Origin of the sequence: Streptomyces sp. 6-11-2 (genome assembly GCF_006540305.1) — a bacterium.
GTDB lineage: Bacteria > Actinomycetota > Actinomycetes > Streptomycetales > Streptomycetaceae > Streptomyces.
On record NZ_BJOR01000001.1, the window covers coordinates 2,949,653 to 2,974,944 of the forward strand.

Sequence of the window (25,292 nt, forward strand, 5' to 3'; positions counted from 1 at the left end):
AAAGGCCCCTCAGTCCCATTCCAGGCCGCCGCGCCGCCATACGTACGCGTACGCGACGAAGACGGTGAGCACGAAGAGCAGCATCTCCACGAGCCCGAAAACACCCAGGGCGTCGAAGCTGACGGCCCACGGGTAGAGGAAGACGATCTCGATGTCGAAGACGATGAAGAGCATCGCCGTCAGGTAGTACTTGATGGGGAAGCGCCCGCCGCCGGCCGGCGTTGGGGTCGGCTCGATACCGCACTCGTATGCCTCGAGTTTGGCGCGGTTGTACCGCTTCGGTCCGATCAGCGTGGCCATGACCACGGAGAAGATCGCAAAGCCTGCCCCGAGGGCTCCCAGTACGAGGATGGGCGCATAAGCGTTCACCGCTCCTCGCTCCTCTCAGTCGGCACTGACTGCTGGCGGTCGCCGGGCCCACGGCTGCCTCACCCGTCCCCTGTTCCCGGCTCGTACGGCCAAGATCGAGAACATGTGAAGCAGGTCACAAGCCCAACTGCCTCGCATCTTATGCCCGACGCTCTGTGATCTGCGACACGGGGTATTGCATGAGCTTTGTGATCTCCACCACCTGACGAACGATCATCAAGTCGGATGAGCGGTGATCTTCACACGCGAAGCACCTGCGTGATCACTACTGGTCACATTTTACCTCGTAGTTGCAGGTCGGAGGGGGTGCGCACTATCAGATGCCCGGCGCCCGGCGCAAAGTGGCGAACGGTGTCAAGACCTTGATATGGGCCTGCTTTTCACACATCAGGGGGACGGCGACGCGAGATGTGGACGCGTTCACTCGTTCACAAGGTCGATGTGCGACTCGGGAGGCTGCTCGGGCGCAGTTTCGCCAATGGGACTCAAGTGACAAATGGGACCAGTGAGTCCACCGCGCGGACGCGCCGCGGGGCGGTGACCGTTCCGTGACCTCCGTCACGTTCATGAGAGGAGTCTGAGAGTCGGGCTTGGCCAACGATCCGCACGGATGGTAGGCCGAGAGCAATTCGGGCGTAACAGCGAAAGACCATGATCAAAGGCATGATCACGCACGCCCGCAATGTCCGTTACGGCGTCAATAAGGAAACTCGGCCCCGGGATTTGGCCGCCCCATTGAGCAAATGTGGCGCAGCACACGTTTCTTGAAGATATGAAGGAGCCCCTGGTACCGGTTGTTCCCATGTCCCACACCGCTCACATACGCAGCCACCGGAAGCCTCGCCGTAGCGCGTCGAGAGTCGCGATGCGGGCCGGTGTTGCCGGCGGCGTCCTCGGCACCCTGGCAGTGGCCGGCACGTCGGCCTCGTCGGCGAACGCCGCCGAGCCGGTGACCCAGACGCTCGAACTGCCCACACTGACCTCCGACCTGGCCGCCCAGGTGGCCCAGTCGGCGGAGGCCACGGAGCAGGCCGCCGCCAACTACCGGCTGGGCGCCGAGCGCGACGCGGCCGCCGCAAAGGCCGCGAAGCAGGCCAAGGCGGACCTGGCCGACGCCAAGAAGAAGGCGGCGGCCCGCAAGAAGGCCGCCGAGACCGCCCGGAAGAAGGCCGCCGAGGCCGCCGCCCTGCGTGCCTCGCGCACGGCCGAGCGACCGACGCTCAGCGCCTCGGCGAGCGTGGGCAGCACCTCCGCGAGCGTGTCCACGGCGACCGGTTCGGCCGCGGCCGTGGTCTCGTTCGTCAAGTCCCAGGTCGGCAAGGCCTACGTCTCCGGCGCCACCGGCCCGTCCGCCTACGACTGCTCCGGCCTGGTCCAGACCGCCTTCAAGCAGGTGGGCATCAGCCTGCCGCGTGTCTCCCAGGACCAGTCGACCGCCGGCACCCAGGTGTCGCTGTCCAACCTCCAGGTGGGCGACATCCTCTACTGGGGCGGCGCGGGCAGCGCGTACCACGTGGGTGTCTACGTCGGGAACGGTATGTTCGTCGGTGCGCAGAACCCGTCCACGGGCGTCGTCGAGCGCCCGCTGTCCTACGACCCGCCGTCCGGCGCGGTCCGGGTGCTCTGAAGACACCCGCGGACAGCCGTAACGGACTGAAGGGCCGCAGCCGCTCGGGGGCAGCGGCCCTTCCGGCTTTCCCGATTCGCCCGCTTCACCCTCGTACGACACGGAGGGGCCGGCTCGCCAACGAGCCGGCCCCTCCGTCGTCCCCGCGTGTGCTCACGCCTTCGGGGCCACCTTGCTCAGGCCGTTGATGATGCGGTCCATCGCGTCGCCGCCCGTCGGGTCGGTGAGGTTGGCGAGCAGCTTGAGGGTGAACTTCATCAGCAGCGGGTGGGTCAGCCCGCGCTGGGCGGCGATCTGCATGACCTTCGGGTTGCCGATGAGCTTCACGAAGGCGCGGCCCAGCGTGTAGTAGCCGCCGTAGGTGTCCTTCAGGACGCGCGGGTAGCGCCGCAGGGCGAGTTCGCGCTGGGCCGGGGTGGCCCGGGAGTGGGCCTGGACGATGACGTCGGCGGCGAGCTGGCCGGACTCCATCGCATAGGCGATGCCCTCGCCGTTGAAGGGGTTGACCAGACCGCCCGCGTCGCCGACGAGCAGCAGGCCCCGCGTGTAGTGGGGCTGGCGGTTGAAGGCCATGGGCAGGGCGGCGCCGCGGATCGGGCCCGTCATGTTGTCCGGGGTGTAGCCCCAGTCCTCGGGCATCGACGCACACCAGGCCTTGAGCACCTCGCGCCAGTCCAGTTCCTTGAAGGACTCGGAGGTGTTGAGCACGCCCAGGCCGACGTTGGAGGTGCCGTCGCCCATGCCGAAGATCCAGCCGTAACCGGGCAGCAGCCGGTCCTGGGGGCCGCGCCGGTCCCACAGCTCCAGCCAGGACTCCAGGTAGTCGTCGTCGTGGCGCGGGCTGGTGAAGTAGGTGCGCACCGCGACGCCCATCGGGCGGTCCTCGCGGCGGTGCAGGCCCATCGCCAGGGACAGCCGGGTGGAGTTGCCGTCGGCGGCGACGACGAGCGGCGCGTGGAAGGTGACCTCGCGCTTCTCCTCACCCAGTTTGGCCTTGACCCCGGTGATGCGGCCGGTGCGGTCGTCGACGAGGGGCGCGGACACGTTGCAGCGCTCGAACAGCCGCGCGCCCGCCTTCTGCGCCTGCCGGGCGAGCTGCTCGTCGAAGTCGTCGCGCTTGCGCACGAGTCCGTAGTCGGGGAAGGAGGCGAGGTCGGGCCAGTCCAGCTGGAGGCGGACGCCGCCGCCGATGATCCTCAGGCCCTTGTTGCGCAGCCAGCCGGCCTCCTCGGAGATGTCGATGCCCATCGCGACGAGTTGCTTGACGGCGCGCGGGGTGAGGCCGTCGCCGCAGACCTTCTCCCGCGGGAACTCGGTCTTCTCCAGCAGGAGTACGTCGAGTCCGGCCCGGGCGAGGTGGTAGGCGGTGGTGGACCCGGCCGGCCCCGCGCCCACGACGATCACATCGGCGGTGTTCTCGGAGAGGGGCTCAGTCACGGTCACGGCGGGATCTCCCCAAGGTTCGGAATCTGTGTGCCGACCGGCACTGGACATGGGCAGTCTATGCAGCAGAATTGATCACCCGGCTGAAGGGCTGCCCCGTGAACCGAGCTCTCCCCGTCGTACGTCTGCGTGTGCCCACCGATGAGGACGCCGTGGCCTGGCACCGGATCTTCGCCGACCCGGACGTCATGGAGTTCCAGGGCGGCAGTCCCGCGGAGCTTTCCGTCTACGAGGAACTCACCGCCCGTCAGCGGCGGCACGACGCCGAACGCGGCTTCTGCCTGTGGACGATGCTCGACGAGACCGGCCGTGTCATCGGCTTCACCGGCGCCCAGCCGTGGGAGCGGGACTGGGGTCCCACGGGCGAGATCGAGATCGGCTGGCGGCTCGGCCGCGAACACTGGGGCCGCGGATACGTCACGGCGGCGGCCCACATGACCCTGGAGCGGCTGCGCGCGACCGGCCTGACGGGCGTGGTGGCCATGGTCGACTCCCGCAACAAGCGGTCCATCGCGGTCACCGAGCGCCTCGGCATGCGGCTGGCGCAGACCTTCGTGACGCCGGTGTCGCAGCGGCAGGGGCACTGCTACCGGCTGGACCTGTGACCGCGACCCATTACCTTGCGTAATCGAGTGTCACAGAAAGACACTTGGCGCTTCCGGGTGGCACCCCCGGCCGGTTACCCTGCCAGTACCGCTGGGGGTGACGTCTGTGTACATGACACCCAAGACGCCCGAAGTACGCGTGCCGCGCCTGGTAGGGCTGATGGCCGTGGACGCGCGCGAGACCGCCCGTGCCCAGGGCCTGTTCCTCAACGCGCCGGACCGCCCGGACTTGCATCTCGCGGTCGTCGACCACGTCGTCCGCCAGTACCCGCAGCCCGGTGCCGAGGTGCCGCGGGACTCCATGGTGTACGTGTGGTTCGACTTCGGCACGGGCGAGGGCGGCGGAGGCGTCCGCGAGCCGCGCGTCCCGCGTCCGCCCACGGGCGGCCTCCAGCGCGAAGCCGACGAACCGGGCGATCCGTACGCGGTCAGTCCCGTGTGACGGCCCGCGCGGCCGTCAGCCCTTGAAACCCCGGTGCAGGGAGACGATTCCGCCGCTGAGGTTGCGCCAGGCCACCTTCGACCAGCCGGCCGTCCGCAGCAGCCCGGCCAGCGCGGGCTGGTCGGGCCAGGCCCGGATGGACTCGGCGAGGTAGACGTACGCGTCCGGGTTGGAGGACACCGCGCGCGCCACGGGCGGCAGGGCCCGCATCAGGTACTCGGTGTAGACGGTGCGGAACGGCGCCCAGGTGGGGTGCGAGAACTCGCAGATGACCACCCGGCCGCCGGGCCGGGTCACCCGGTACATCTCGCGCAGGGCCGTCTCCGTGTCCTGCACGTTGCGCAGCCCGAAGGAGATGGTGACGGCGTCGAAGGTGTCGTCCTTGAACGGCAGCCGCGTCGCGTCGCCCGCCGTGAACGGCAGCCAGGCGTGCCGCCGCTTCCCGACCTGGAGCATCCCGAGCGAGAAGTCGCAGGGGACGACGTAGGCGCCGGCGCGGGTGAAGGGCAGCGAGGAGGTGGCCGTGCCGGCGGCGAGATCGAGGATCTTCTGCGCCGGCCGGGCGTCGACCGCCCTGGCGACCTCCTTCCGCCACCGCCGGTCCTGCCCCAGGGACAGCACGTCGTTGGTCAGGTCGTACCGTTCCGCCACGTCGTCGAACATCGAGGCGACGTCGTGCGGCTGCTTCTCCAGGGATGCGCGGGTCACCGGCCCATTGTGGCAGGCGGGGGTGGCGGTTGACGGAAGTGCCCCGGCGGCACGGCTTTCGATGGCAGGCTCGGAACGCGGTTCCCGGTCCGGAGACAGGCTCTCTCCGGACCGGGATCCCGCCGTGTTTGGATTCCCGTACGGACGTCACGAGGGCTGGTGCATGCGCAATGAGGAGTTTCCTGACGCCGGTGGCCGGGCTCACCTGCCTGTTCGCCCTGGCCACCACGGGCTGCTCCGCGATGTCCGACGGCACCTCGGACGCGGCCCCCAAGGCCCCTGAGTCCAGCACCTCGTACGCCCCGTACGTGAGCGCGACGACGGCCTCGGGCACCGATTCCGCGGGCTCGCCCGCGACGTACAACCTCGCCTTCGTCATCTCCGGCGGCAGCGGCTGCACACCCGAGTGGGACGGCATGATGGGGCTGGACGACGCCGAGGTGAAGTCCCGGACCGGAAAGCTGAGGAAGTCGGGCGCCACGGTGCGCGTCTCCTTCGGCGGGGCCTCCGGCAAGGAGCTGGCGACGACCTGTGAGAACGCCTCCGCGCTGGCGGACGCGTACGGGAAGGCCCTGGACGCGGCGGGCTCGACCCAGGCCGACTTCGACATCGAGGGCCGTACGCTGACCGACTCGGCCTCCGTCGACCTGCGCTCGCGGGCGATCGCCCTGCTGCAGAAGCGGCGCCCCGGCCTGGAGGTGTCCTTCACGCTGCCCGTCATGCCGTCCGGGCTGGACTCCCACGGCCTGGCCCTGCTGGAGTCCGCGAACGTGCACGACGTGCAGGTCTCGACCGTCAACCTCATGACGATGAACTACGCCGAGTCATACACCGGCGACATGGGCGACTACGCCCTGTCCGCCGCGAAGGCCGCCCACACCCAGCTGAAGAAGGTCTTCGGGTTGTCGAACGCCGCCGCCTGGGAGGGAATGGCGCTCACCTCGATGATCGGCGCCAACGACATCGCCGGCGAGACCTTCACGCTCGAGGACGCGGCCCAGGTGCGCTCCTTCGCCGAGGAGAAGCGGATCGCCTGGGTCTCGATGTGGTCCACCTTCCGCGACCGGCAGTGCGAGAAGGGCGTCCCGTCCCGGGAGGACGCGGCGACGGATTGCAGCGGGGTGAAGCAGAAGCCGGGAGCGTTTGCTCGGGTGTTGGGCGGATGAGGCGGGGACGGGCGCGCGGGGGCGGGGCGAGCGCTCCTGGAGGCGGGGGGCGGGCGCACGGGGGCGGGCGCGCGGGGACGGGGGCGAGGGCTCCTGGAGGCGGGGGCGGGCGCCCGAAGGCTGAGGCGGGCTTCACGGCTTCAACAGCCGAGGGGGAGGGCGGCGGCTGAGACGGGCGCCTGGCAATGTGGCGGGTTTTTCGGGCCAGCCGAGACGGGCGGGCGGCGACTGAGACGAGCGCCCCGCGACGTGGCGGACGCCCGGGGCCGAGGCGGGCCTCACGACTTCAACAGCCGAGACGGGCGGACAGCGGCTGAGGCAGGCACCCGGCGGCGTGGCGGGCGCCCAGCGGCTGGGCGAGCGGCGGGCGCCTCAGCGTCTGCGGTGCACCAGGCGCCCCGCGCACACGGTGGCGAGGCAGGCACCGCCGTCGTCGAAGACGGCGAGGTCGGCACGGCCGCCCTCCACCACCGCCGCCGGCCGGGGTCCGGCGAGGACGGCGACGTCGTTGCGGGCGGCGGCCTCCCGCAGTCCGGGCGCGTCCGCGTGCCCGGCGAGCACGGCCGTCGCGCCGAGCTTGAGGACCGCGTGGACACGCTCGCGCGGACTCGGCGCGTCCGGCAGCGGCCCGTCGTGGACGCGCGCGGGACCGAGCACGCCCGGCCAACGCCGCACGCGCGCGTGCGGAAACCGCCGCTCCAGCTCGGCGAGCGTCCCCACGGCCGCGACCCGGGCGCCCTCGACGGCGACCGCACCGCCCTCGACGGGTTCCGCGTCCCAGCCGGCGCGGAACTCGTCCGCCGCGTGAATCGTCAGCACCCGTACCTCAGTTGGAGGCGAGCAGCTTCAGCTCGGGGTGGGCCGTCCCACCCGCGATCGCCGTCGACGAGATGTGCGACATCACGCGGTCGTCGACCGGGTCGTTCGCCGGGTCGTCGTGGACGACGAGGTGCTCGTACGTCGTCGCCCGCTGCGCCGGAACCCGTCCCGCCTTCCGGATGAGTTCGATGATCTCCATCCGGTTGGAGCGGTGCTTGGCGCCGGCCGACGACACGACGTTCTCCTCGAGCATGATCGAGCCCAGGTCGTCGGCGCCGTAGTGCAGGGTCAGCTGGCCGACCTCCTTGCCCGTGGTCAGCCAGGAGCCCTGGATGTGCATCACGTTGTCGAGGAAGAGGCGCGCGATCGCGATCATCCGCAGGTACTCGAAGAGGGTGGCCTGCGTACGGCCCTTCAGGTGGTTGTTCTCCGGCTGGTAGGTGTACGGGATGAACGCCCGGAAGCCGCCGGTGCGGTCCTGCACGTCACGGATCATCCGCAGGTGCTCGATCCGCTCGGCGTTCGTCTCGCCGGTGCCCATGAGCATCGTCGAGGTGGACTCCACGCCCAGCCGGTGCGCGGCCTCCATGATCTCCAGCCAGCGCTCACCGGACTCCTTCAGCGGGGCGATGGCCTTGCGCGGCCGCTCCGGCAGCAGCTCGGCACCGGCGCCGGCGAAGGAGTCCAGGCCGGCCTCGTGGATGCGCGTGATGGCCTCCTCCACCGACACACCCGAGATCCGCGCCATGTGCTCCACCTCGGAGGCACCCAGCGAGTGGATCACCAGCTGCGGGAAGGCCTCCTTGATGGCGCTGAAGTGCTTCTCGTAGTACTCGACGCCGTAGTCCGGGTGGTGGCCGCCCTGGAACATGATCTGCGTGCCGCCGAGTTCGACGGTCTCGGCGCAGCGCCGCAGGATGTCGTCGAGGTCGCGGGTCCACCCCTTCGCTGTGTCCTTGGGGGCGGCGTAGAAGGCACAGAACCTGCACGCGGTGACGCACACGTTCGTGTAGTTGATGTTGCGTTCGATGATGTAGGTCGCGATGTGCTCGGTACCCGCGTACTTCCGGCGGCGCACGGCGTCGGCGGCGGCGCCCAGCGCGTGCAGCGGTGCGTGGCGGTAGAGGTCGAGCGCTTCCTCGGGGGTGATCCGTCCGCCCGCGGCGGCACGGTCGAGGACGGCTGTGACATCAGGAGATGTGAGGTCGGCCTTCTCGGTCACCGGCGTCCCTTTCGCAGGATTCGTAAGGGTTGTGGACAGACCGAACCAGCCTACGTCAGCCGTTTCGCGGTGCTGACCTCAGGTTGCGTACGCGCCGATCAGAACTCCCGTGAACGCCCCCGCGATCAGAAACGGCCCGAACGCGATGGCCGTCTTGCGGCCGGCGCGCTGTACGACGACGAGCGCGCCGCCGTACAGCGCGCCGAACAGGAAACCGGCGAAGGTGCCCAGCAGGACGACGGGCCAGCCGTACCAGCCGAGGACGGCGCCCGCCCCGAGGGCCAGCTTCACGTCGCCGAACCCCATCCCGGCGGGGTTGACGAGGAACAGCACGAAGTAGCCGCCGCCGAGCGCGAGGGCGCCGTACAGCGCGGTCGGCCAGTGGCCGTCGTGTCCGGGAACCAGGGCGGCCAGGCCGAGGAGCGCGAGGGCGGCGCCCGCGAGGGGCAGGGTCAGCACGTCGGGCAGCCGCCGCACCCGGAAGTCGACCACCGCGAGCAGCACGCCGACCGGCGCGAGCAGCAACCAGACGGCGAGTTCGGGCCGGCCACCGGTGGCAGCGGCGAGCGCGCCGCAGACGAGAGCGGTGACGGCGGCAGCCGGCAGGGCGCGCGGGCCGTAGGAGGCGCGGTCGCGGACGGGAGTGGTGGCCGGGGCGTCGGCGGAGGCGGCGGCACACTGCCCGCACCGTCCGCGCCCGATCCAGCCCCGTACCGGATGTCCGCCCGGGCAGCGCTCCCGCCACGACTCCCCCGACGGCACGGAGAACCGGTACGCGGCCCGCGGCAGCGACGCGCCCGCCACCGCGCCCCACAGCGCGGCGGCGGCGACCAGCGGCAGACCGGTCGACGGCACGGTGCTCATCCCGCCGCGGCGACGGCGCTGCGCCAGGCCGGCAGCAGTTCGTCGAGCAGGGCCTCGGTGCGCGGCGGCAGACCGCGGGCGCCGCCGCGGCCGACGAGGTCGGCGGCGAGCGCCTGGAGGCGGGCGGTGTCACCGGTGGCGTGCGCGGCGCGCAGCAGCTCGTTCCACAGGCGCTCGTCGGCCGGGGCGGTGCGCAGCGCGGCGTCCAGCGCCTCGATCGCCTTCTCCGCGCGGTCCTTCTCCAGGTGGAAGGAGGACAGGGCGAGCCCGATGTCCGCGACGATGAGCGGCAGTTGGGCGTCGACGATCTCGTGGGTGAGCCACCGGTAGCGGCCCTCGGGCCGGTCGGCGAGCAGCGGTCCGCGCACCACCACCAGCGCGTCGGTGAGCAGCCGGCCGCGTACGGCCCGGCTGTCCGCGCCCTTGCCCTGTGTGGCCTCGTGGTACAGCGAGCGCAGCACGTCCAGGTCGGAGACGACGGACTTGGCGAGGGTGAGCCGCCCGGTGTCGTCCGTACCGAGCCTGGGGGTGCCGTCGGGGTCGCTGCCGAGCCAGGAGCGCAGCCGCTCGACGAGCGCGTCCCGCACGTCGTCGGTGACCCCGCGCGGCCACAGCGCGGAGGACAGCACCCGCGGATGCACGCCCTCCCGGTGCAACAGCAGCAGTGCCAGCGCCTCGTGCAGCGGCGCGCTGCGTTCGTCGTCCGGGGTGTCGAGGCCGATGATCTCGTACGGGCCCACGAGCCGCGCGTACACCGCCGGCCGCCCCTGCTCGCTGATGTCGACGAGGAACGGCGGGGTGGGCGCAGGACCGTCGGGCCCGCTCTCCGGGTCGGCCTCGACGAACAGCTCGACCACCGCCTGCTGTTCGGCCGACGGCAGCATCTGGGCGTCGAGTTCGAGCCCGAGCAGTGGAGCGAGCAGCCTGCCCTCGCTGGTGATCTCCATCTCCCAGGCGGCGCCCGGCAGTTCGTCGGACTCGGTGCCGACGAGGTAGCCGATGCCCAACCGGCTGGCATCGGCGGCGAGTTCGGCGAGCCTACGGGCATCCTCGGCCGAGGGCTGAGCGGCCAGCAGCACCAGGTGCGGGGCCCAACGAGTGTGCTGGGCGGGCCCGGTGCGGCCGGTGAGCACGGAGTCGTGCCCGGCGGCGCCCAGCGCGCCGCGCCGCTGCCGCGTCTCGGCCTCCATGGTCTCGAGGAGCGCCTCGATGCCGTCGAGGTGGCGCAGGCGGCTGGGAGCCAGCGGGGTCAGGTCCTGACCGAAGCCGACAAGGGTGACGGTCATGCGATCCGACCAGCCGTTGGTGGCGAGTTCGGCCGCGACCGAGGCGAACACGGCGGCCCGGTCGGAGGCGCGGCCGCTCAGCGAGACGATGCCGGGCACGGCCTCCAGGTTGAGCAGCAGGCGGGAGTCGTCCATGGTGCCGAGGCTGACGAGCCCGGGGTACGGGGCGGCGGTTTCGGTCTCCTCGTACTGCTCGGCTTCGGCGCGCGCCAGCATCCAGAACGTCTCGTCCTGCCCGGTCCGCCAGGGCGCGGGCGGCTTGCCGGCCGGCTGTGCGAGCTGGAGGTGCAGGTCGCCTCCGGTGAGCCAGGCGGCGTAGACGACGGGCAGCGGCCGGGACTCGGCGGCGAGGGCGGCGGCGAGGGCGCGCAGGGACCGGTCGAGCCGCCGTACGCCCTCGGGGTCGGCGCCCACCAGCAGCGCGTCCTGGACGTCCAGCGCGTCCCCGGTCGGCGTCGGCGGCTCCATGCCGCGCCGCCCGCCGACGGCACCGAGCGCCGACTGCCACAGCGCCTGCCGGCGCCGGTGACCGAGTGCGCCGAGGAGACCGGCGGCGAGGAGCGGGGCGCCGAGGAGGGCTTCGGGCAGTCCGAAGGAACGCCCGGAGGAGGCGGGGGTGGCGGCGGTGGCGCCGTCGCCGGCGGGCCGCTGCCGGTCCTGCTCGGCGTCGGGGGCGGGCCGCTGGGCGGGTACGGAGGCGTGGGAGCCACCGCCCTGTTGATGGCCGCCGCCCTGCGCGTGGTCGCCTCCGCCCTGGGCGTGGTCGCCGGTCCTGGCGTAGTCGTGGATCTGCTGCCGCACCTGCTCGGAGACGTCCGGCGCGCCGTCGGGCATCTCGACGAGCTCACCGCCGTGCGCGTCCGCGGGCATCTCCATGATCCAGCCGGGCCGGATGAGGCTGGCCTCGGACAGCCGGGAGCCGTCGGGCTGGACCCGGTCCTTGTTGAGTTGGTAGATCTCCTTGTACCGGCGCCCGTCGCCGAGGTGCCGCTGGGCGATCTCCCAGAGCGAGTCGTGGTGGCGTCCCTCGGGCGGCTGGATCCGGTAGTACTTCGTGTCGCCCTGCTTGGCCTCCGCCTGCGCGGCGGCACTCGCGGCCTGCTCGGCGACGGCCGCCGCGGTGTTCGCGGCCTGCTCCCGCTGCTGCCCGAACAGCCCGCCCGGCGTCTGCTGCGCGGCGGCGACGGTCCCCTTCTGGTTTCCCTCCAGGCCGTGCCCGAGCTGCGACAGCCCCGGCGTGAGGCTGGCGGCCGTGGCCCCGACGAGCAGCAGCGCGGCGACGAGTTGCCGCGCGAGAAGCTGGCTGGGGCCGGCGCCGGGAACCCGCCCCGGCACCCCGACACCGGACAGCGCGGCCTTCATCTCCACGAGCACACAGGCGGTGAACTGCGCCCAGGCGAGCCAGACGACGACCGTCAGGATGCTCAGGAAGGTCTGGACGGTGATCTCCTGCTGGAGCCAGTCCAGGCTCGGCACGCCGTGCGGGAGCGGCCACCCGAACTGCACGGCCAGCGCCAGCGGTACGCCGACGAGCAGGACGAGCAGGGCCAGGAAGGCGAGAAACGCCTTCACGAAGTCCCCGACCGTACGCCGCCGCACCCGCACCGGCTGGGGCGTCCGGTTCCTCGGGGCCGTCGAGCCTCCCGTCGGGCTTCCCGTCGAGCTTGAACTACGGCGTCGCGGCATGGCGGGTGTCCTGATGGTGTGTGAAGTGGGTGCGGTAAATGGGGCGTACTGAGCCTACAGAGATCCTATTGACGGGGGCGACACAGCTTCCGCCCCTCAACCCCGGACGCCCCCACGCCGTTCACAACAACCACGCCGTACCTCTCGACTTCCCCCACAATCCCCCGCCGAGCACCCAAATCCTCTCCTGTCGCCCCTGATAGCTTCGTTGTCCGCTGCACACGTCGTCGTCCTCCGGGGGAGATCCACCGTGGCCCGCCGCGCCCTACCCGTAACCGCCAGCGCACTCACCGCCATCGCGACCCTCACGCTGACCGCGTGCGGCGGGGGCGGGGACGCCAAGTCCGATGACATCAAGGGGGCAGACACGGGGGCGGCTACGCCTACGGTTTCGGCGTCCTCAGCCGCTGACGCACAGCGTCCCGAGGTCACCATCCCGAGCAGCTTCCGGCTGACCTTCGCGAACTGGAGGAGCAGCGACCCCGACGAGCAGGCCGTCCTGAACGACGGCAAGGAGCAGCTGCGGGCCGGTTACGCAGCGATCATCGCGAACAACCCGGACAGCGAGGCCCTCGCCTTCTACGACACCAAGGCGGGCCTCTCCCAGGACCGTGAGTGGATCAAGTCGTACACGGGCAAGAACGTCACCGTCATCGGGGCGCTCCCCGTGTTCGACCCCAAGGTCGCGCTCTTCGCGAAGAACACGAAGGCCCAGCTCGCCTACTGCACGGACGAGAGCAACGCCCGTACGAAGAACCGGGAGACGGGCAAGGTCGTGGGCAATCCGGCAGGCATGGACCCCAAGGTCGCCTACACCGTCACCATGCAGAAGGACGGACAGGGTGTGTGGCAGACCGTGTCCACCACCTCGAAGAGGGGCGGCTGCTCCTGATGTCGCGGCCCACCGGCATCGTGGCCGTGGCTCTCGCATCGGCCGTGGCGGTCACCCTCTCCACCACGTCGGCTCACGCCTTCGGCGAAGGCAACACCAAGAACAACGGCAAGAGCAGCGCCAAAGGGAACGCCGGTGGCGACGGAAGCCTTTCGGCCTCCGTCTCCAATATCCGGATCACTTACGTGAGCGGCGGAAACGGCAGGGGCAAGCAGGGCAACCTCGGTACCGTGGACCCCAACTGGAAGCCCCCCGCCTGCTGGTACGAACCGGCCTTCACCCCGGCCGGACTCAAGAAGTTCGTGGACACGGACGGCGGGGGCGACGTCGGCATCCACGAATCATGGTTCGGCAAGGAACTGTGGACGGACCACTACCGCGACGGCAAACCCGCGGACAACTTCGACCTCCACTCACCGACCAACAGCAGCGCCGACGGCTACAAGGACTACAACCTCGACCAAAAGGGCTACTTCTGGCGCGGCGTCGCACCCGACCCCGCCGACCCGGCCTCCTGGGACTGCGGCCGCGTCATGTTCTGGGTCGACGCGGGCAGACTCCCGAACGACCCGAACACCCCCACCCCCAAGACACTCGCCGAGTACGCCTACAACAAGGTCAAGGTCCCCGAGACGGAGATCGAGCTCAAACCGCAGGCGAAGTCCACGGTGAATCTCCCGACCTGGGCCTGGCTGGACAAGGGCACCTTCAAAGAGGTCAAGGTCAGGGCCGACCTCCCGAACACCGGCCTGTGGGCCGAGACCACGGCCAAGCCAGTAGCCCTCCACCTCAACCCGGGCACGGAGGACGCCGAGACCTACCCGTCCTCCGGCGACTGCACGATCAACGACGACGGCTCGATCGGCACCCCGTACGCGAAGGGCAACGCGGACAAGACCCCGCCGTGCGGCATCAGGTACCTCCGCGCCACGAACGGACAGCCGTACCGCCTCAAGGCATCGATCACCTGGCAGATCACCTGGCAAGGCACCGGCGGCGCCAAGGGCGACCTCCCCGACGGCACCTTCGAGACGACCCAGGACATGAACGTCCAGGAAATCCAGTCGATCAACCGCTGAGACGGGCCCGGCCGCAGCCTTCGCCATCTTCCTCGACTCCCTCACATCGTCAGAGTGAGAGCGTCTTCGCGATGTCGTCGGCCATCTGCTCGGCCGGCTCGCCAGGACCGGTTCCGTCCAGGAGACCAGCATCGTGAGGGCCGTCTCCATGCCGTCCGGGCGGACGCCGTAGAACACCGTGTGGACCACCGGGCGGGGGCCGAAGAAGCCCTTCTTCTCGCCGATGAGGTTCTGGCGGATGCGGACGGCGTCGCCGAGGGGGAGCCGTACCTCGCGTACGTCCGGTTCGCCGAAGTCGTGGCTCGCCATGTGCTCGGCCAGCAGCGAGAGGGAGACCTCGGGGAACGCCTCGTCGGGGTGGATGGCGTCGAGTTCCATGATGGCCGCCACCGTCTCGTGACCGCTCACGTACCAGCCGAAGGCCGCCAGCGGATCGCGGGTGTAGCAGTCGGCGACCGTGCGCTTGAGGCTCCGGGCCAGGCGGCGGGCGTCGCCCGGCGCACCGTCCTGCGCGTATCGCTCGGCGAGTTCCTGGCCCTGTTGCTTGGCCCAGGAGTCCAGGTCCACGCTCCCGGCGGCGGGGAAGGGCAGCCAGTCCTCCGAGAACTCCAGGCCGAGGTTCGAGAGGTCGTCGGTCATGCTGTCGGTCACTCCGTCCAGGTAGGCGAGTCGGCGATCGCGTCGAAGAGCCACGCTGATGAATGCGTCACCCCACCTCGTTCCTGGCCACGGCCCGACCGTGGACGGCCACGTTGCCGCCGTAGAACATGCCGGTGAAGACGGGCGAGTACGTCAGCTGGATCTCGACCTGTACCTGGTCGGCGTCGGCTGCCACGCAGTGGCTCGCGGCGATGTCGGCGCCCGTCATGCTCACCTCCCGGGCGAAGGCCTTCACGCGGGCGTCGCAGTTCTCGTAGTTGATCGGGGCGGGGCCGCCCTCGTTGTCGTAGAGGGCCTCGCGGTCGATGTCCTGGGCGGCGTAGCGGGCCGCCTGTTCCGCTATGTCCGCGGCTCGTTCGCGCTTGGAGATGGACAGGCCGCCGTCGATGACGAAGGCGGACAGGGCGAGGAAGACCAGCGCGAAGATGATGACCGCGCCGGCGCCCGAGCCGCGGTCGTCCAGTGCCGTGGCCCGGGTGGACCACCAGGTGCGCACGCGATCGGCCGCGGCGGCGCTCACGTTCCTCACGCCGACCTCCGGAAGGGGTCCAGCGGCGAACTGAAGCTCGCGGACAGCCGCGTCGGGATGTTCAGGCCCAGTGACGCCAGGCCGCGCACCTGGCAGCTGACCTCGACGGTGAACAGGGTGTCGGGGGCGAAGCCCGCGCTCGTCTGCACCACCGAGACCGGCCCCGTGCAGACGTCGGCCAGGTCCGCCTCCGCCGCCTTGCGCGCCTCGGACATGGCCGTCGCATGGTCCTTCTGGATGGAGCCCGCTCGTGCCGCGTCCCGTGCCGCGCCGTCGACCGCGCCGCGGCCCTCGACGAGTTGGCCGAAGGCCACCAGCACCAGGATGAACAGGATCATCACCGGGGCGAGGATCACGACCTCCACGGTGGACAGGCCGCCGTCGTCACGGGCGGACGGAAAAGACGGCCGGGAAGAGCGGTTCATCTAGTTTCCGTCCTCCCGCACGAACCTCTCCACCGGCCCCGAGGACTGCGCGTGCACCGTCAGGTTCAGGCCCGGGAACACCGTCGGGATCCGCGCCGAGATCTCCACGCCCACGGTGTTCTGCTCCGGTTGCAGCATCTTCACGTCCGGCGACAGCACCAGTTGCGGGCCCAGCTGGCGGATGTAGGCGTCGACGACGTTCCGCGCCTCGCCCCGCCAGGCGCCGGGCTGCTCGTCGGCCGTGGCGCGGGCCTTGCGGGCGCCGGCCTGGGCCGCCGCCTGGGCGACGTGGTCGGCGAAGAAGTACAGCGCGAACTGCACCGTCGCAAAGATCATGAAGAACAGTACGGGGGTGAGCAGCACGAACTCGATCGCGGTCATCCCGCGGTCGCCGCCGGTGGCCGCCGCCTCACGCGCGGCCCGCACCCTGCGGCGTACCGCGCGTCGCACCCGTCCGCCCACGTCCGCCAGCATCCCCGTCCACCCCGTCGCGCTTCCTCGCCGTACGTGCGTCGTACGTGCACGCGTCCTACGTACGCTCGCCGTACATGCACTCGCCGTGCGTGCCCTCGCCGTACGCCCGGTCAGCAGGTCTTGCCCGCGTCCGCGCCCTTGATGCAGTCGCCCACCTTGTTGGCGCCCTCGCTCAGCGCCGAGTTGATGATGGCGGCCACCACGCCGACGATCGCCACGACGACCGCGGAGATGATGACCCACTCGACCGCGGAGGCACCACGGTCCAGTTCGCCGGAGCGGGCGCGCTGCACACGGCCGCCCAGGAAGGTGACCAGGAAGTCCACGGTCGGGATCCCGATGTGGAAGTCTCGTCCGTTCATGACAGTCGTTTCCTCTCGAATTCAGGGCAGTTGGCAGGGTCTGGCAGGGGCGGCGCTCACACCTGGAACACCCGCATCGCCGCCGGGAAGATCAGGAACACCAGGAAACCCGCGCACAGCAGCAGCTGGGCCACGAGCATCGACTGGGACTTCTCGCCCGCGCTGCCCTCGATCTCGGCCAGTTCGCGGTGGCGCATGGTCTCGGCGCGCGAGGCGAGCGACTCGCGCACCTTCGCGCCGTCGTCCGCGACCAGGGCCAGGGAGGCCGAAAGATCCTTCAGCTCCTCCACGCCCAGCTCCTCGCCGAGCTGCCCGAGCGCCTGCCACTGGCTGATGCCGGTGATCCGGGCGTCGGCGAGGGCGTTGCGGATCCGCTGGTTCGCCCAGCCGTCGGACACCTCGGCCGCCGCCATCAGCGCCTCCGGCAGACCACGGCCGCCGGCCAGGCTCATGGACACCAGGTCCAGATACGCGCCGATGACCCGGCGCAGGTCACGGCGCTTGTCGGCCGCGTCCCGCCGGATCTCCAGATCGGGCAGGAAGAAGAACAGCGCCGCGCACAGCAGCGCCAGCCAGACCGGGATGACCGGGCTGCGGCCGAAGCCCAGCGAGTAGACCACGGCGAACAGCAGCGGACCGAAGAACAGCCCCGCGACCGACAGCAGCACCTTCGTCGCGAGGAACCTCTCCCAGCTGCGCTCCAGCACCGCGAGATCGGCGCGCAACGAGCGCTGTTCCCAGCCCTGCTGAAGGTAGAACTCGGCGACGCGAGCGCCGACCTGGGCGCGGAACGTACCGAATCGGCCCGTCTCCTCCCGGGTCTGGTGCCGCGTCTCGTACGCCGCGCCCCGCGCCCGCATCGCGTCGATCCGCGCGACCTGCGCGACCGCGCTCCGCCTGGACGGCATCAGGGCGCGTACGAGGGCGTAGACGCCGAGGCCGAGGACCGCTCCGACCACGACCGGCATCGTCAGGTTCACCGGCGTACCCCTTCCTCCTGCTGGGCGGGTGTGCGCGGCCGTACGAACTGGACCGCCGCCTCGTCCCGCACCAGGAAGCGTTCGGGCGTCTCGATCGTGGACAGCTTGCGCAGCCACCAGAAGCCGAGCGCGAACAGACCGCAGACGACCGCGAGGACCAACTGGCCGACCGGGGTGCCGTACGGCGACACGAAGTCGCGGTTGAAGACGGACAGTCCGAGCACGAAGGCGACGGAGACGGCGACGACGATCTGCACCGAGCGTCGGGTCGAGGCCCGCTGGGCCATCACGCGCTGACGCATGTCGACCTCCTCGCGCGACGACTTGGCCAGTGCGCCGAGGACCTGGCGCAGACCGGGGCCGCGCAGCCGGGCATTGAGGATGAGCGCGGCGACGATGATGTCGGCGGAGGCGTCGTCGATCTCGTCGGCGAGCAGTTGCAGCGCCTCGGGCAGCGGAGTGCGGGCGCGCAACCGGTCGACCAATGCGTCCAGATGGGGCCGCAGGACCGGGGCGGCGGCGCGCGCCGAGGCCGGGATGGCCTGCTCCAGGCCGACCGCGCCGGCGATCGTGTCGCGCAGCGACTCCGTCCAGGAGGCCAGGGCCTCCACACGGCGCATCGCGGCCCGTTCCTCCGCGGCACCGCCGAAGAGGCGGTCCCAGAAGAAGACGAGGACACCGGCCGCGATCCCGGCGACCGCCCACCGGGTGAGCAGCAGGACGGCGAGGCCGACGAGAGCGGCGACGGAGCCGCGCTGCCCGGCGAAACGGAGCAGTTCGCTCGCCCGCCGACTCGCCCGCTGCTTCTCGTGCTCGGGCTTGGGGGGCAGTCCGCGTACGGCGACGACCAGCAGGGCGAGACCGCCGCCGACGGCGACGCCGGAACCGATCGAGTACAGCACGGTGGTGGAGAACAGGCCCCCCATGGAGCCGAGCGGGGCCAGTGCGGCAGACGTCATGGTCACCCCCAGGTTCCGTGGGGCTGGTAACCGTGCGCCATGAGGTCCTCCAGGCAGGCTATGGGCGCGTGCGGCACGACCCGGCCGTCGGGCGTTTCGGCGAACACCTCGCTGGACAGCACGCGGCCGTCGACGCCGTTGACCTCGCGGACCGAGGTCACCATGCGCTGAAGCCGGCCGCCGGTCTGGAAGTTGTTGCGCCGCTGGATGAAGACGACGAAGTTCACCGCGCCCGCGATCAGCATCTGGCTGGCCTCGATGGGCAGCCGCTCCGTCGCCTGCAACGCGTAGGTGGAGATGCGGTTGAAGACCTCGCTGGAGCTGTTGGCGTGGATCGTGGACAGCGAGCCGTCGTTGCCCTGCGACATCGCGTTCAGCATGGTCACGATCTCGTCGCCGAGCACCTCGCCGACGATGACGCGGGAGGGGTTCATACGGAGGGACCGACGCACCAGCTCGGCCATGGAAATGGTGCCCTGGCCCTCGGAGTTGGGCAGCCGTTCCTCGAACGCCACCGCGTTGGGGTGCAGTTCAGGGAAGGTGTCCAACCCGAGCTCCAGCGCCCGCTCGACCGTGATGAGCCGCTCGTGCGGCGGGATCTCGTTGGCGAGGGCGCGCAGCAGTGTCGTCTTTCCGGCGTTCGTGGCGCCCGCGATCATGATGTTCTTGCGGGCGCGGACCGCGCAGGCCAGGAAGTGCCCCAGCTCCGGCGCGAGCGTGCCGTTGCCGACCAGGTCGGAGATGAACACCTTGCCCATCCGGGCCCGGCGGATGGACAGCGCGGGCCGGCGGGTCACGTCCATGACGGCCGACAGACGCGAACCGTCCGGCAGCCGCAGGTCGAGCTGCGGGTTGGCGGAGTCGAAGGGGCGGGACGACAGGCCCGAGTAGGCGCCGAGCACCTGGATGAGCTCGATCAGCTCCTCGTCGGTCTCGGCGACCGGCTCGCCCTTGACCTCGCGCCCGTCGGCGTATCCGACGAACACCTGGTCGCAGCCGTTGATGTCGATGTTCTCGACCTGCGGGTCGTCGAGCAGCGGCTGGAGCCGGCCGACGCCGAACAGCGCCGCGTGCACGGCGGCCGCGTACTGCTCCTCGGTCTCGGCGTCCAGCGGCGTACGGCCCGCGTTGATCTCGGCGCGGGCGTACTCCTCCAGTATCTGCGCTATGACCGCGCGGGCGTACTGCCGCTCGTCCTCGCCGGACATCGGCGTGACGCCGTTGACCTGGTCGAGTCGGCGCTGCTCCGCGATGCGGTCACCGGCGTCCTGCCGGAACCGCTTGACCAGCTGGTGATCGACAGCCGTCATCGCCCGGCTCCTGGCTGACCATTCGTGTGGGGCTGGTACGGCTGCTGGGCCTGGGGCATCTGCTGACCCTGGGCCGCTTGCTGCGCTTGGGCCGCTTGCTGGGCTTGGGGAGCCTGTTGCGTCTGGCGGGCTTGCTGAACCTGGTGGGCCTGCTGCGTTTGGTGGGCTTGTTGCGCCTGTGCGGATACGGCCCAGGCGGCACCGTACTGCTGGTACAGGTCGGCGGCGACCTTGCGGGCCGAGCGGATCAGCAAGGACTTGTCCAGGCGGCCGCGCCTGCGCCCGGCCAACTGCTCGGCGCCCGCCGGGTCGTCGGCGATGGTGCCGACGACGCGGGCACCGGTCTGGGCGTGCACCAGCATGTCGTTGACCTGACCGGAGACCTTGCCCGCGGTGTTCGGGTCGGCGACCAGGACGACGCCGACCACCGGGGTCGCCAGGCTCGCGGCACCGCGCGGGCCGCCGTGCAGCTTCGCGGACAGCGCGGCGGCGCGGTCGCGGACGCGGGCGATGGCCTCCGGCTCGGTGCGCGAGATCAGCAGCAGGAGGGAGGCGTGCGGGAACAGTTCCACGGCGGGGGTGTCCCCGCTGATCCGGCCGCAGTCGGCGATGACGTCGGCGGGCGCGCTCGGGGAGTCGGCGAGCGAGGCGAAGGCGTGCCCCAGGGTGGGCCACAGGCCGGCGAGACCGGCGGCCTGCTCGGCGATGCCGAGCCCGACGAGGACCTCCAGGCCGCCGTTCAACGGCTGTACGTGATCCCAGAGTTGGTCCGGCACGAGTCCGCGGCGCGCGGTCGCGGCGATGGACAGCATGCCGACGTTCGGGTTGAGCGGCCCGCCGTGGGCCGCGGCGCTGCGGTAGACGAGGTCACCGCCGGCCGGGTCCGTCTCGGCGAGCAGCACGCGCCGCGGCCAGACGGCGGCCAGCGCGACGGCGGCGGTGGTGACGCCGGGCGAACCCTTGTCGGCGGCCAGTGCGATGAGGGCCATGGATGCGCTGCCGCCCTCAGTTGCCGGGAACGACGACGACGGCGACGGAACCCACGGACGCGGCCTGGGCGACGGCGGCGGCGTCGGACTGGTCGACGAGGAGGGTGAGCGACAGGTTGCCGGTGCTCACGGCGGCGTCGCCGTTGTCACTCTTGGAACTGACGCGCGCCTTGTCGACGATGAGGCTGCCGCCTGCGGACGTGCCCGTGGAACCGCTGCCGGAGTTGGAACTCGACGCGTGGTCGCCGACGCGGTAGACGGCGACGATGTCACCGTTCTTGATGTCCGCCGGGTACTGGCCCTCCTTGAGAGCGACTCCGACGAAGGCCTTGCCGTCCGGCAGGCTGCTCTTCGCGCCGAACATCTGCCCCATCACGACCGTGTCCGCGTAGATGGTGGACTTGGCCTTGAGGGTCTTGAGGGTGCCCAGTTTGACCCACGGGATGTAGTTGATGGAGTCGTCCGCGGCCACCATCACCGAGGTCACGTCATCGGAGGTGACGGACTCTCCGGCCGGGATGTCCTTCGTCACCTTGACGACCTCGATCCGGTCCCCGGCCTGGAGCACGAGCATCGTGGCGCCCAGCGCGCCCACCAGGATGAGCAGCACCGCCAGGGCCGCGAGCGCCGGTTTGCGCTCGCGAGGCGATGTGGGAAGCCGGTCACCGACCGTCGGCTGAGCCGGAGCCGCGGCGCGTCCCGCGCCCGCCCCCGTACGCTCCTGGATCTTCACGCAACCGCTCCCCGTACACCCAAGATGTCGTCTGCCAAGCTCTTTGCCTGGGCTGCAAACCCGGACACTTCACCAGCGATCCGGGCGATGTCGCGGCTATCCGGCGCGGTGTCGAGTGTCAAGCCATCGCACGGTATCAGCCGCACATAAGCCCCTCAAGGCGAGTCAGGCCCCGTGGTCCACGGCTGACTTGACGTTATCCGTCAGCAACTCGGGCATAAGCCTGACCCCATGGGGTGCGACCGAATTACAGTCAAGCCAGTGTGCGACCGCGAACCCGTCGTCACGGTGACCCTCTGGAGTCCCGGCTCACGCCTGGCCCGCGACCACTGGGAACGCACCATGCCTGCACGAATTGCTCACAAGGGAGCGGATCAGTCATGCCGTGATCTTCCCCATGAAGCAAGCACCACTGACTTTGACCGGCTCTGAGCTGGTCGCCGTCGCGCTGCCCGCCTGCTTGAACGATGCAGAGGACATCGCCGCCGCCGACAAGGCGACCGCCCCGCCGTGACCCACTGGCACCGCCGCCACTGGGCCGATCAGGCTGCGCTGCATCACACCTTGGCAGCAAGAAGTCCGAAATTGACCTACCCGGAGAGGGGCCCGGCTTGGCGGAAGCAACCGCAGCACCGATACCGTCGAACTCCCTGACTAACTCAGTGCTCACGGGGAGTCACAGTGAAGCGACGCTCTTTGCCCGTTGCTGCCGCGCTCGTCGCAGCCGCAGCCTTGTTGACGACGGCTTGCAGTGGCGGAGGCGGCAACTCCAAGGCCGACGACGCGATCCCGGGCGCCGACACCCGCGGTACCCAGGCGTCGCCATCGCCCAGCGCTGACACTTCGGACGAGCCTCATCGACCAGACATCACGCTGCCCGGCGACGTCAAGGACGTCTTTGAGGGATGGCATACCGGCAATCCGACCAATGACGCCATCCTCGCCGATGCCGGCCGTGCGCAGACTGCCACCAACTACGCAATCATCAAGGGGAACCCCGACGAACCGGCTCTCGCGTTCTACCGGCAGGGGAACGCACTCGTCGGCGGCGCCAAGTGGGTCAAGTCCTTTGTGGATGCTGGGATCACCTACACGGGCACTGTGCGGTACTTCAACCCCGACGTGATCATCTACAGCAAGACCTCGGCAGGGGTGACGTTCTGCACGGATGAAACGAAGGCGTTCAACAAGGACACGAAGACGCAGAAGGTCGACAGGACGCCCCCGGACAGCGACTCGTACGTCTACTACAACACGCACCTGAAGCGGAACAAGGACGGCGTCTGGCAGACCACGGAGCTCGTTTCCGACAGGGGGAACGCGAAGTGCACGCCGTGAGGTTGCACCACGCGGGGGCTGCTGTCGGCATGCTTGCCGCTGCATGCCTGCTGGTCTCGAGCCCCGCCTACGCGAAGCGCGGTCCGGGCGGTTCCGACGGCGGCGCGAAGACGTCGGGGACAAGATCGGGGAACACGCTTGAGTCACGCATCACCTATTCCAACCGCATGGGTGGGGTCAACGGCACCTCGACAGGCAACGTAGCCCCCATCGGCAATTGGAACCCGCCCGCGTGCTGGTACGAACCCGTGTCAGCCAAGGATTTCCAGAACCAGGTCGAGAGCCAGTACGCCGAGGTCGTCAACGACCCACGGCAACCCAACTATGCCAAGGCGGCGACGGGCCAGTTCCGGAACACCTACAAGGATGACAAGTACAAGAACTACAATCTTGACAAGGCCGATGAAGGCAACTGGTGGGTAGCAGTCCAGGACCCCAACCGCCTCGACGACCCAGGCGCGTTCACCTGTGACAAGCTGCCTTTTTGGGTCCAAAACGGCGACACGCCGGCCGTGCAGAACGCCATCACGCCACAGGTCCTCGCGGAACTCGCCTACAGCAGAATCCTGCTCCCCGACACCAAGGTCACCCTCGCACCCCAGAACGTGACCAAAGTCAACCTCCCGACCTGGGCGTGGCTTGACCCGTCCGCGTTCAAGCCGGTCCAAGTGACCGCTTCCCTCAACGTGGCCGGCCTCAACATCCAGGCGACGACCACCGCCAAGCCGGTCTCCCTCAAGCTCCAGCCCGGAACCGCTGACGCAGAGACCTACCCCGCCTCGGGTGAGTGCTCGATCAATAACGATGGTTCGATCGGCGAGTCATACACCAGGGGCAAGTCCGACCAAGCACCACCTTGCGGAATCAAGTACCTCCGGTCCTCCGGCAACGGAACGTACAACCTCAAAGCGACCATCACCTGGCGGATCAACTGGACCGGCACCGGCGGCGCCGGCGGAGAGCTTCCCGATGGCACCTTCGGGGCGACACAGAACGTCACCGTCCAGGAGATTCAGTCCGTCAACCGTTGAGCAACTGATGCTGTCGAAAACGAGGCAGAAGCGATGACAGGCTGTTCTCCCTACTCAACAACGGCGGCGTTCAGCGCTTCCCGACTGTTCTGTCCCTCACCGTCTCGTACGTCGATACCGCCGCGGGAACCGCCGGCATCGGCGCGAACTACGCCGCGATGCCGGTCGCGGTGTACAAGGACGTCCGGGTTGGCGACACGGTGGAGTTTGCGGGGGTGATGTTCGAGATGTCGGACCTCGCCAAGAAGGGCGTGTGGTTGAGACAGGCAAGCAAGTAAGACAGGAAGGCCGCGCCGCCGTCCGTGCTGCCTTCTATCTCCTCGCCTGCCTAGCCCGCGTCGAGCACAGTTCGAGCCTGTCACGGCGACGGGCCACCAAGGTTGTCCGCAGTGTCCAACGTGCCATCACCGAGCCTTTTCGGGCTCGGCCCCGCCAGGTTCGATGGTTCCTCTACAGTCGTGTCGTTCCCTGATGCACAGGTCGCGATAGGAGTCAGGTATGGCGTTCGGCAGGAGCAGCAAGGCGAAGGCAGCGGAAGAGCCCCCTCTCGAGCCTGTCGCATGGCAGAGCGTCCGGAGGTTCGTCGTGGGGTCGGTGGAACGGCCTCTGTCACCCAAGCGGTCCCAGGCGGTGTCGGGCGGGCCCGCCGTTCGTGTGCCCATGGGCTCCAAGGATCTGCCGGTTCTGGCACCATGCGCGTTTTTGGGATCGTCATCCCTAGTGCACCTTCCGTCACGTCCGGACTTCACGCTGTACGAAGATCCCGACGCGCAGTGCCTTCTTTGCTTCGTCGAGGAGCCACAGGAGGTGGACGGCGAGCGGCACTACGTCGTCCGAGACCCACAAGGGCAGGCAATCGGCACCCTCCGGCGGATCCCTCCGAAGCGGCCTTTCAAGCACACCTGGCGTATAGACCAGCCGGGACACCCGGAGATCGTCGGACGCAACGAGTGGGCCAGTGGCGGCGCGAAGGACATTGCCGGGCGGGCGGCGGGTCGCTTCGTCAACGGCCTCGTCGATGACCTGTTGAATCCCGGCGATGGTGACACACCGAGCAAAGGCCGCTCTTTGGAGTGGCGAGCCGGTGACGAGGTCGTGATGATCTCGGAGGGCAGTGCGGAAGTCCGAGTACGGAAGGACTGGGTGGACCGTCGGCTGGCCTTCGCCTTCGCTCTGGTGGGCGACAAGTGAGCATTGCGTGCACATCGCTGTCCGCGTCGTTTTCCTGATTCGTAGCATGACAAGCGCACGTAGGGTATGAGGCCCACCCGCGGCCACTCCGGTACCAGCGGGA

General features: G+C 69.9%; 25 protein-coding genes. 9 read left to right on the top strand and 16 right to left on the bottom strand.

The genetic code is table 11. The annotated features are described in order from the left end of the window. Window positions 1-9: 9 nt before the first annotated feature. A complete protein-coding gene (locus TNCT6_RS12610; RefSeq protein ID WP_100569667.1) occupies window positions 10-369 on the bottom strand; it encodes an NADH-quinone oxidoreductase subunit A in 360 nt (119 codons plus the stop codon). Between the two features lie 802 nt (window positions 370-1,171). Here TNCT6_RS12610 and TNCT6_RS12615 point away from each other — a divergent pair. Further along, window positions 1,172-1,996, top strand: a complete 825-nt coding sequence (locus TNCT6_RS12615; RefSeq protein WP_141359464.1) for a C40 family peptidase — start codon at window positions 1,172-1,174, stop codon at window positions 1,994-1,996. 153 nt (window positions 1,997-2,149) lie between these two features. Here the strand turns inward: TNCT6_RS12615 and TNCT6_RS12620 are convergent, their stop codons facing one another. After that, window positions 2,150-3,490, bottom strand: coding sequence for a geranylgeranyl reductase family protein (locus tag TNCT6_RS12620; RefSeq protein WP_253266084.1), 1,341 nt, complete (start codon window positions 3,488-3,490; stop codon window positions 2,150-2,152). Between the two features lie 47 nt (window positions 3,491-3,537). Between TNCT6_RS12620 and TNCT6_RS12625 the strand changes: the two genes are divergently transcribed. Next, a complete protein-coding gene (locus TNCT6_RS12625; protein ID WP_141359466.1) occupies window positions 3,538-4,044 on the top strand; it encodes a GNAT family N-acetyltransferase in 507 nt (168 codons plus the stop codon). 112 nt (window positions 4,045-4,156) lie between these two features. Next, window positions 4,157-4,486 (top strand): PASTA domain-containing protein, encoded by a 330-nt coding sequence (locus tag TNCT6_RS12630; RefSeq protein WP_141359467.1) that lies wholly within the window; start codon window positions 4,157-4,159, stop codon window positions 4,484-4,486. Between the two features lie 15 nt (window positions 4,487-4,501). On the opposite strand, the gene TNCT6_RS12635 is transcribed toward TNCT6_RS12630, so the two are convergent. Then, entirely contained in the window at window positions 4,502-5,194 is a 693-nt protein-coding gene (locus TNCT6_RS12635) for a demethylmenaquinone methyltransferase (RefSeq protein WP_141359468.1), read from the bottom strand. A gap of 170 nt (window positions 5,195-5,364) precedes the next feature. Here TNCT6_RS12635 and TNCT6_RS12640 point away from each other — a divergent pair, with 170 nt between their 5' ends. Continuing rightward, window positions 5,365-6,360, top strand: a complete 996-nt coding sequence (locus TNCT6_RS12640; protein WP_141359469.1) for a chitinase — start codon at window positions 5,365-5,367, stop codon at window positions 6,358-6,360. Between the two features lie 372 nt (window positions 6,361-6,732). Here the strand turns inward: TNCT6_RS12640 and TNCT6_RS12645 are convergent, their stop codons facing one another. The 4 genes from TNCT6_RS12645 to TNCT6_RS12660 form a co-directional block, all read right to left on the bottom strand. Further along, window positions 6,733-7,179 carry a hypothetical protein gene (locus tag TNCT6_RS12645; protein WP_141359470.1) on the bottom strand — a complete coding sequence of 149 codons (447 nt, stop codon included), beginning with the start codon at window positions 7,177-7,179 and terminating at the stop codon, window positions 6,733-6,735. Window positions 7,180-7,186: 7 nt separating this feature from the next. Continuing rightward, the gene (gene mqnC, locus TNCT6_RS12650; RefSeq protein WP_141359471.1) at window positions 7,187-8,401 is read right to left on the bottom strand and encodes a cyclic dehypoxanthinyl futalosine synthase; all 1,215 of its coding nucleotides are present in this window, start codon (window positions 8,399-8,401) and stop codon (window positions 7,187-7,189) included. Window positions 8,402-8,479: 78 nt separating this feature from the next. Then, window positions 8,480-9,265, bottom strand: coding sequence for an A24 family peptidase (locus TNCT6_RS12655; protein ID WP_141359472.1), 786 nt, complete (start codon window positions 9,263-9,265; stop codon window positions 8,480-8,482). Then, the gene (locus tag TNCT6_RS12660) at window positions 9,262-12,237 is read right to left on the bottom strand and encodes a bacterial transcriptional activator domain-containing protein (protein WP_141359473.1); all 2,976 of its coding nucleotides are present in this window, start codon (window positions 12,235-12,237) and stop codon (window positions 9,262-9,264) included. The genes TNCT6_RS12655 and TNCT6_RS12660 overlap by 4 nt, the downstream gene beginning before the upstream one ends. 250 nt (window positions 12,238-12,487) lie before the next feature. Between TNCT6_RS12660 and TNCT6_RS12665 the strand changes: the two genes are divergently transcribed. Then, the gene (locus TNCT6_RS12665; RefSeq protein WP_141359474.1) at window positions 12,488-13,129 is read left to right on the top strand and encodes a hypothetical protein; all 642 of its coding nucleotides are present in this window, start codon (window positions 12,488-12,490) and stop codon (window positions 13,127-13,129) included. Further along, window positions 13,129-14,208, top strand: a complete 1,080-nt coding sequence (locus tag TNCT6_RS12670; RefSeq protein WP_141366360.1) for a hypothetical protein — start codon at window positions 13,129-13,131, stop codon at window positions 14,206-14,208. Before TNCT6_RS12665 ends, TNCT6_RS12670 begins: the two co-directional genes overlap by 1 nt. Before the next feature lie 706 nt (window positions 14,209-14,914). On the opposite strand, the gene TNCT6_RS12680 is transcribed toward TNCT6_RS12670, so the two are convergent. The 9 genes from TNCT6_RS12680 to TNCT6_RS12720 all read right to left on the bottom strand — a co-directional run bounded on the left by TNCT6_RS12680 (window position 14,915) and on the right by TNCT6_RS12720 (window position 21,629). Beyond that, on the bottom strand, window positions 14,915-15,388 hold the full coding sequence (locus TNCT6_RS12680) for a pilus assembly protein TadG-related protein (RefSeq protein WP_253266403.1): 474 nt from the start codon (window positions 15,386-15,388) through the stop codon (window positions 14,915-14,917). A 5-nt stretch (window positions 15,389-15,393) separates the two neighbouring features. Further along, window positions 15,394-15,822, bottom strand: a complete 429-nt coding sequence (locus tag TNCT6_RS12685; RefSeq protein ID WP_141359475.1) for a TadE/TadG family type IV pilus assembly protein — start codon at window positions 15,820-15,822, stop codon at window positions 15,394-15,396. Next, window positions 15,823-16,296: a TadE family protein gene (locus TNCT6_RS12690; protein ID WP_141359476.1), complete on the bottom strand. Its 474-nt coding sequence runs from the start codon at window positions 16,294-16,296 to the stop codon at window positions 15,823-15,825. Between the two features lie 110 nt (window positions 16,297-16,406). Next, entirely contained in the window at window positions 16,407-16,658 is a 252-nt protein-coding gene (locus TNCT6_RS12695) for a hypothetical protein (RefSeq protein WP_141359477.1), read from the bottom strand. Between the two features lie 56 nt (window positions 16,659-16,714). After that, window positions 16,715-17,638, bottom strand: a complete 924-nt coding sequence (locus tag TNCT6_RS12700; protein WP_172632887.1) for a type II secretion system F family protein — start codon at window positions 17,636-17,638, stop codon at window positions 16,715-16,717. After that, entirely contained in the window at window positions 17,635-18,564 is a 930-nt protein-coding gene (locus TNCT6_RS12705; protein ID WP_172633205.1) for a type II secretion system F family protein, read from the bottom strand. Before TNCT6_RS12705 ends, TNCT6_RS12700 begins: the two co-directional genes overlap by 4 nt. 35 nt (window positions 18,565-18,599) lie before the next feature. Further along, a complete protein-coding gene (locus TNCT6_RS12710) occupies window positions 18,600-19,907 on the bottom strand; it encodes a CpaF family protein (protein WP_141359479.1) in 1,308 nt (435 codons plus the stop codon). Next, window positions 19,904-20,896: a hypothetical protein gene (locus tag TNCT6_RS12715; protein WP_253266086.1), complete on the bottom strand. Its 993-nt coding sequence runs from the start codon at window positions 20,894-20,896 to the stop codon at window positions 19,904-19,906. Before TNCT6_RS12715 ends, TNCT6_RS12710 begins: the two co-directional genes overlap by 4 nt. A gap of 16 nt (window positions 20,897-20,912) precedes the next feature. Next, window positions 20,913-21,629 (bottom strand): SAF domain-containing protein, encoded by a 717-nt coding sequence (locus TNCT6_RS12720; RefSeq protein WP_141359480.1) that lies wholly within the window; start codon window positions 21,627-21,629, stop codon window positions 20,913-20,915. Window positions 21,630-22,310: 681 nt separating this feature from the next. Here TNCT6_RS12720 and TNCT6_RS12725 point away from each other — a divergent pair. From TNCT6_RS12725 to TNCT6_RS12735, 3 genes are all read left to right on the top strand, one after another. Beyond that, window positions 22,311-22,967 carry a hypothetical protein gene (locus TNCT6_RS12725; RefSeq protein WP_253266087.1) on the top strand — a complete coding sequence of 219 codons (657 nt, stop codon included), beginning with the start codon at window positions 22,311-22,313 and terminating at the stop codon, window positions 22,965-22,967. A gap of 29 nt (window positions 22,968-22,996) precedes the next feature. Next, window positions 22,997-23,998, top strand: a complete 1,002-nt coding sequence (locus TNCT6_RS12730; RefSeq protein ID WP_253266088.1) for a hypothetical protein — start codon at window positions 22,997-22,999, stop codon at window positions 23,996-23,998. Between the two features lie 660 nt (window positions 23,999-24,658). Beyond that, entirely contained in the window at window positions 24,659-25,189 is a 531-nt protein-coding gene (locus tag TNCT6_RS12735; RefSeq protein ID WP_253266089.1) for a hypothetical protein, read from the top strand. Window positions 25,190-25,292 lie beyond the last annotated feature (103 nt).